A 6333-nucleotide genomic window follows, 5' to 3' on the forward strand; every position below is an offset into this window, starting at 1 on the left:
CCATCCGCATACCTCACACACCACGGAATACAGCCATTACGGCGAACGCGTCAGGGACTTCGAGAAGGTTCACCCCAACGGGCCGAAGTCAGTATAGCAGTATGCCCACAAGGTACTGAACAGAGCACTCTTATCTGCCTGAAGCATCACCGAAGGAACGCATGGACACCGGCTTCGACGACACCGCCTGGCGCTACGGACCGCTGGCAACCCTGTTCTACGAACTCGACAAGCCGATCGGCACCTCGTTCGGAGACGTCGAGTTCTACGCCGACCGCCTGCGGAACGTGTCCGGCCCCATCCTGGAACCCGCCGTGGGCACCGGCCGAATCCTGATCCCCCTGCTCGAACAGGGACTGACCGTGTGCGGCTACGACACCTCGGTCTCCATGCTGGAACAGTGCCGCGTCAACTGTGCCCAGCGAGGTGTGAAGGCCGATGTCTTCGAGGGTGACATGACCACGCACCACGACCCCGGCGCCTTCGAAGCGATCGTGATCCCCACCGGGTCCTTCGCCCTGCTTCCCGACCGTGAAAGCGCGCAGACCGCGCTCACCGTCATGCACGAAAATCTGGCTCCAGCAGGCCGACTGATCGTCGACATCGAACCGCCGTCCGCGGGCACAGCCCCCGACAACGGACCGGTCCCCCACCAGTGGAGTGGCAGCGATCTCGTCACCCTCACCACCTGGCGCACGCACGTGGACCCGGTGGCCCAGCGCACCACCCGCTGGCTTCGCTACGAAGCCTGGAAGGACGGCACCCTGACACGCACCGAGCTCCAGATTTTCTCCCTGCTGTGGTTCGGGCTGGCCGAGTTCACAGCCATGCTGCACCGGGCGGGCTTCGCAAATGTCAGAGTCCACGGCGGCTACCGAGCAGGTACCGCACCAACAGCCGCAGACGACGTGTGGACCTTCGAGGCCACCCGTACATAGCGCGCCTGCCCTCACTGGCAAGCCGCCCGGGGAGCGAGGGTGACGTGGTGGTGCCAGCCGTTGAAGGTGCGGCCCTCGAAGTGGGCAAGCCCCAGGGCCTGTTTCATCTCTCGGTAGTCGTGCTCGATGCGCCAGCGGAGCTTGGCCAGGCGGACCAGGGTGATCAGCGGGGTGCCGGCGGGCAGGTCGGAGAGCCAGAACTGCACGGGCTCGGCCTCTTTGGCGGGCCACTCGGCCAGCAGCCAGCACTCGGTCAGTTCAACACCTTCGGTGGCATCGCGGATCTCGCGTCCTGCCGGGCGGATCCGCAGGGCGACGAACCGCGAATACATGCGCTTCAAGCCGGTGCGGGCCTTGCCCGGGCGTGAGCCCTCGCGCCAGGACACCGGCTTGGCCGAACCACGACCCGCCTCGATGGCCAGCGTCTTCACGCTGCGGGCCGGGTCCGGATACCTGGCAACCGGCCGCCGTCCGATGCCGCTGTAGGGCGGGGTGACCGGACTGGCGGCGGCCGGGTGGGCGGTGGGCGTGGTGGACATGCCGACCACGTGGCGCAGACCGCGCTGGTTCAGGCCCGAACGGAACGCGACCGTGTCGCCGTAGCCGGCGTCCGCCAGCACCAGTGGGACATCGACGCCCCAGGACCGGGTCTCATCGATCATGTCCAGCGCGAGCTGCCACTTCTCCACGTGGCCCAGGCCGGCGGGAATACCGCACCGCTCGCGGCGGTCCACCTTGAGGGGTCGGCCTGCGACGAGGTCGGGTCCCAGGACCTGGGCAGGAACAACCGCCAATTCACCGGCGTTGAGGCATGGTCGCGGGCCAGGTGCACCGAGACCCCGACCTGGCAGTTGGTGACCTTGCCCGCTGTGCCGGTGTACTGGCGCGATACACACGCCGAGGCGTCGCCGTCCTTCAGGAAACCGGTGTCGTCGACGATCAACGCGGTCGGGGCGATGGCCTCGTGCATCCGCCATGCCAGCCGGGCCCGCACCTGGGCGGGGCTCCACGGACTGGAGGTGACGAAATGCGCCAAGGCCTGCCGGTTGCCGTCCTCGCCCAGCCGGGCTGCCATCGGCTCCCCACCGACTTGCGCCGTCCGTCCAGCAGCCCGCGCACATACGCCTGACCCCAGCGGCGCTGAACCGCGCGCGTGAACGCCTCGAACATCTCCGCCGTGAACGCCTCCAGATCCTCCCGGACCTGATCCATCTCCCCAGGTGTCACACACCATCAACGCGCCCACGGACACCAAGAAACGCCGCCAGCGCGTACACCTGACCAAGCCCTTCTAGTCAGCGTAGGCACGCGTTGCTGCGAACGATGGCAGGCTTCTTCGTGACCGGCTCACCCATTCATCCACATCCGGACAGTGCGCCCCAGACTCCGCTCGACGGCCTGTTTCTGCCGGTGCGCTCCACTTCTGAGGAGGACTCCGACATGTCATCTCCCACTTCCACGAAACGAACTGTCGCGACGGTGCACGCCGCTCCGGTGTTCATGGACACCGAGGCGACCGTCGGCAAGGTCATCCGCTTCATCGAACAGGCCGGCCGGGAAGGAATCGACCTGCTGGTGTTTCCCGAGACCTTCGTGCCCGGATACCCGTACTGGATCGAGGCCTACGCCCCGCTGGACCAGCAGGGCGCCAACGTCGCCTACGCCGAGGCGTCCGTCGAGGTGCCCGGTCCGCAGATCGCCCGGGTCCAAACCGCTTGTGACCGCGCCGGGGTCGGCGCCGCTCTCGGTGTCAGCGAACGGCTCGCGGGGACCCGCACGTGTTTCAACAGCCAGGTCTTCATCGAACCCGACGGCACCCTTCTCGGAGTTCACCGCAAGCTCCAGCCCACCTACGCCGAACGGATCGTGTGGGCCCAGGGCGGCGGCGCCACCCTCAGCGTCTTCGACAGCACTCTGGGCCGGATCGGCGGTCTGGCCTGCTGGGAACACACCATGAACCTGGCCCGGCAGTCCCTGATCACCCAGGGCCAGCAGATCCACGCAGCAGCATGGCCCGGTCTGTCCACCATGACCGGCTTCGAGACCGTCGCCGACGTCCAGATCGACGCCATGATGAAGACCCACGCGCTCACGGCGCAGGCGTTCGTCATCTCCGCCGGAAACCCGGTGGACGAGACGTGCCTGCAGTGGATGGAGTCCACTGTCGGACCGCAGAAGCACATCACTGCGGGCGGCGGCTGGTCGGCCGTGATCCATCCCTTCAACCAGTACCTCGCCGGCCCGCACACCGGCCTTGAGGAGAAGCTCGTCACCGCCGAGATCGACCTCGCCGACATCAACGCCGTCAAGGTCTGGGTCGACTCCCGCGGCCACTACGCGCGACCGGAGATCCTCGGCCTGCGGGTCGACCGACGCCCCCTCTGGCATGACGAAGGACACCGCGAATGGCCTGCCGCCCCGAGCGACGGCACCGCCGCCCCGGCGGCCGAAACGGCCTGAGCAGACGACATCGGGTCGCCGGTGGTGATGCGGGGGCCGATCTGGAGTGGTGGCGGGTGGTGGGGAGGGATGCGGTGATCTTCCTGGAGGTGGTGGCTGTGGCGGACGCGTTACCGGATCCGGTGATGGCTCAGCTGGCATGGGCGGACAGCGGGGGTGAGCGCCCGTGGCCGTTGCCTGCGGATGGGGCGTTCTGCCGTCGCCTCGGGGAGCGGGTGGGGCGGGAGTGGTCGGTGCCGCTGGTGACGGTCGATTACGGCGGTCCGCTGATCGCGTGGACGGGGACCGTCATCCGTCTGCGCCGCCATCCTGAGGGCCGGCCCGGTCCGTTCGTGCGATTCGACGAGAACCTGTGGTGGGTGCGGCAGGAACACCAGCCCGCCACGATGGCCGCGCAGTTGCGGGTTCTGGGCAAGGAACGCGCGTCGCCCGGCTCGGGGACCACGTGGCGCTCGGTGGTGCCGGCCGAGCAGCGAGCGCTGATCACGGCCCTGGTCGACAAAGCCGGGGAGCAGTTGGCCCAGCTGCGCGGTGCCCAGCACGCGATGACCGAGCGCGCTGTCCTGAACAAGGTCGGCACCACCATGGGATACCACTGACACGGCGGCCGCTCACGGCACCGCAACGTTGACCGCTGTGCCACATGCGACTGCAGTATCAGCCATTGCGGTGCAGGGGGCGCGCCAAGGTGCACCGAGTTCCGCTCCCGCGCGCCCTTCCCTGCGGGTTCACCGGTCCCGCATGCTGAAGGGCGCACGGCGGATGGAGTCGGGCGTGGCGTGGCGTGTCGGCCCGGACCGGTGCGCGTGGGGAGGGCGTCATGGAGCAGGCAGCGGTTGAGGGGCCTTCCGTGCAGGAGGTCGGAGCGTGGTACGACCGCTTGGGGGGTCTGTACAGCCTGACGATGGGCGACAGCATGCATCTGGGCATGTGGGACGACGGGGTGCGCCCGAAGCCCGGGCGGGTGCTGTCGGCGGAGGAGGCGTGGGAGGAGCTGACAGCGGCGCAGGACCGGTGGACCGATGAACTGATCGGCGAGCTTGCCCTCGGGCCCGTGCAACGGGCGCTGGATGTGGGTTGCGGCACAGGACGGCCCGCGGTGCGTCTCGCTCAGGCCTCCGGCGGGCAGGTCCTTGGTATTACCGCCAGCGGTGCCCAGGTCGAGCAGGCCCGCAATCGTGCCGCCCACGCCGGCGTCGCCGACCGCACCGAGTTCCTCCAGGCCGATGCGATGAATCTGCCTTTCGAGGACGCTTCGTTCGACGCGGTGTGGGCGATCGAGTCGTTCGCCCACTTCGCCGACCGTCCCCGTGCTCTGCACGAGGCCGGGCGTGTTCTGCGCCCCGGTGGACGGCTCGTCCTGGCGGACTGCTTCGAACACGTCCCGTTCACCGACCAGGATGTGGCGCTCTTCCGCGCGGGCTTCGCGCTCGCTCGCCTGCCTGGCTCCCTCGACGACTACCCATCCCTCGCCCGGCAGGCCGGCTTCACCATCGACCGTGTACGTGACAGGACCGGTGACTTCACACCTACCTATCATCTGATCCCCCAGATCTTCGCGGCACGTCGCCGACAGATCGAGGAACTCCTGGGCACCGACATCGCCACGCAACTGGAATCGGCCTATCCCCTGATTCTCGGCCTGTGCCGGGACAAGATGGGCTACGTCATGGTCCGTGCCGGTAAACCGGCCCCGTGATCACCACGCTCGCCGACCACCCGTCCTGGCGGCAGACACACATTCTGCTCGCTCTGGTGCGAACCACTGTCACTGTTCCCGCACACGCACTCGCCTTCTTGGCCTTCCAAGTGTTGCCCGTGGTGTGAGTCGTCGTGGTCGGCGCACGGCAAGGGCAAGTGGACTCCGGCCGTCTTCACCACCTGGCTGCCCACCAGCAGCTGAAGCGTGCCCGCCCGCACGCGGCGCCGTACGGCAAGTGGCTGCTCATCGTCACGGGGGCCACCTGCGCCGTCGTGGGTCTGTCCACCCTGTGGAGGGGCCTCCCATGGTTGCGCGTGCCCACGCTCTGCGGGACGGTCGTCGCAGGTACGGCGTGGTTCCTCCGCCGAGCCCTGCGACTCGGACGGGTCGGCCGGTGGAACGGGCGTGGCAGTACGAACAACGGACGTTCAGTCCGGCCTTCTCTCCGCGGTGCAAGCAGGCGATGATGCCGTGGGTCGTAGCGTGGGAGCAGGCGTGCCGGCCGCGCCGTCCCCACATGCGCGGCGCGGAACTGCTGACTCGGGCGGGCCGCAGCGATGTCGGCGCAGATCGTGTCCGGCACGTGCACCGGGGCAGGTGAGACCACCCCGGTGCCGACAAGCCTCTGCTGCGGTGGCGGTGCGTGTCAGCGGACCGTCACGTTGAAGGCCGGCGAGGCCGTGGTGCCGCTGACGATGCGCAGGTCGTTCTTGCCCTTCAGCCCGAGCTTGACACCGAGTGAGTAGGATCCGTCCCGCGAGAGGTTCGTGGATGCGGGCAGGCTGACCCACTTGCCGTGCTGCTTCTGCTGAAGGGTCACCTTGCTGCCCGCCTTGAGACCGGTGGTCCGGCCCGTGACGCGGAACAGTTGCCAGGCGCGGACGGAGGACACCGACGGTTTTGCCGTGATGTCGGCCTTGGCGGGCACGGCCTTCTGCGCGACGACCGGGGTTGCGGTGTCCGTAGCCGGGGTGGCTGCCATTGCGGTGCCCGCGAGGGCAAGGGAGGCCGCGCCGAGGACACCGACGACGGCAATGCGCAGGGAGCGCCGTTTCGAGACCATCACAGATCTGCCCCTTTCGATGATGAGAACAACCTTTCGCGCCAAAGGGCACCTACATACCGATTGACGTGGTCACTAGTGCCGCATCAGGCAACGTTTGCCTTGTCGACGACGGCTTGTAGGTGCTGGTCGTCGGCATGGCGGTTTCGCCAGATGATGTAGCGGCGGAT

General features: G+C 68.0%; 7 protein-coding genes. 4 read left to right on the plus strand and 3 right to left on the minus strand.

Translation table 11 applies throughout. From position 1 onward, the window contains the following. Nucleotides 1-161: 161 nt before the first annotated feature. Entirely contained in the window at nt 162-938 is a 777-nt protein-coding gene (locus ABZY11_RS42140) for a class I SAM-dependent methyltransferase (protein WP_356484242.1), read from the plus strand. Between the two features lie 11 nt (nt 939-949). On the opposite strand, the gene ABZY11_RS42145 is transcribed toward ABZY11_RS42140, so the two are convergent. Both ABZY11_RS42145 and ABZY11_RS42150 read right to left on the minus strand, forming a co-directional pair. Then, on the minus strand, nt 950-1627 hold the full coding sequence (locus ABZY11_RS42145) for a transposase (protein WP_356484243.1): 678 nt from the start codon (nt 1625-1627) through the stop codon (nt 950-952). Then, nucleotides 1597-2013 carry a transposase gene (locus ABZY11_RS42150; RefSeq protein WP_356484244.1) on the minus strand — a complete coding sequence of 139 codons (417 nt, stop codon included), beginning with the start codon at nt 2011-2013 and terminating at the stop codon, nt 1597-1599. Before ABZY11_RS42150 ends, ABZY11_RS42145 begins: the two co-directional genes overlap by 31 nt. Before the next feature lie 365 nt (nt 2014-2378). Here ABZY11_RS42150 and ABZY11_RS42155 point away from each other — a divergent pair, with 365 nt between their 5' ends. From ABZY11_RS42155 to ABZY11_RS42165, 3 genes are all read left to right on the plus strand, one after another. Then, entirely contained in the window at nt 2379-3398 is a 1020-nt protein-coding gene (locus ABZY11_RS42155; protein WP_356484245.1) for a carbon-nitrogen hydrolase family protein, read from the plus strand. 74 nt (nt 3399-3472) lie between these two features. Further along, the gene (locus ABZY11_RS42160; RefSeq protein ID WP_356484246.1) at nt 3473-3997 is read left to right on the plus strand and encodes a hypothetical protein; all 525 of its coding nucleotides are present in this window, start codon (nt 3473-3475) and stop codon (nt 3995-3997) included. Nucleotides 3998-4302: 305 nt separating this feature from the next. Next, nucleotides 4303-5097, plus strand: a complete 795-nt coding sequence (locus tag ABZY11_RS42165) for a methyltransferase domain-containing protein (protein WP_356484247.1) — start codon at nt 4303-4305, stop codon at nt 5095-5097. Between the two features lie 649 nt (nt 5098-5746). Here ABZY11_RS42165 and ABZY11_RS42170 read toward each other — a convergent pair. Beyond that, on the minus strand, nt 5747-6163 hold the full coding sequence (locus ABZY11_RS42170) for a hypothetical protein (protein ID WP_356484248.1): 417 nt from the start codon (nt 6161-6163) through the stop codon (nt 5747-5749). Between the last annotated feature and the right edge of the window lie 170 nt (nt 6164-6333).

Origin of the sequence: Streptomyces sp. NPDC006510, assembly GCF_040611955.1 — a bacterium.
Classification (GTDB): domain Bacteria; phylum Actinomycetota; class Actinomycetes; order Streptomycetales; family Streptomycetaceae; genus Streptomyces.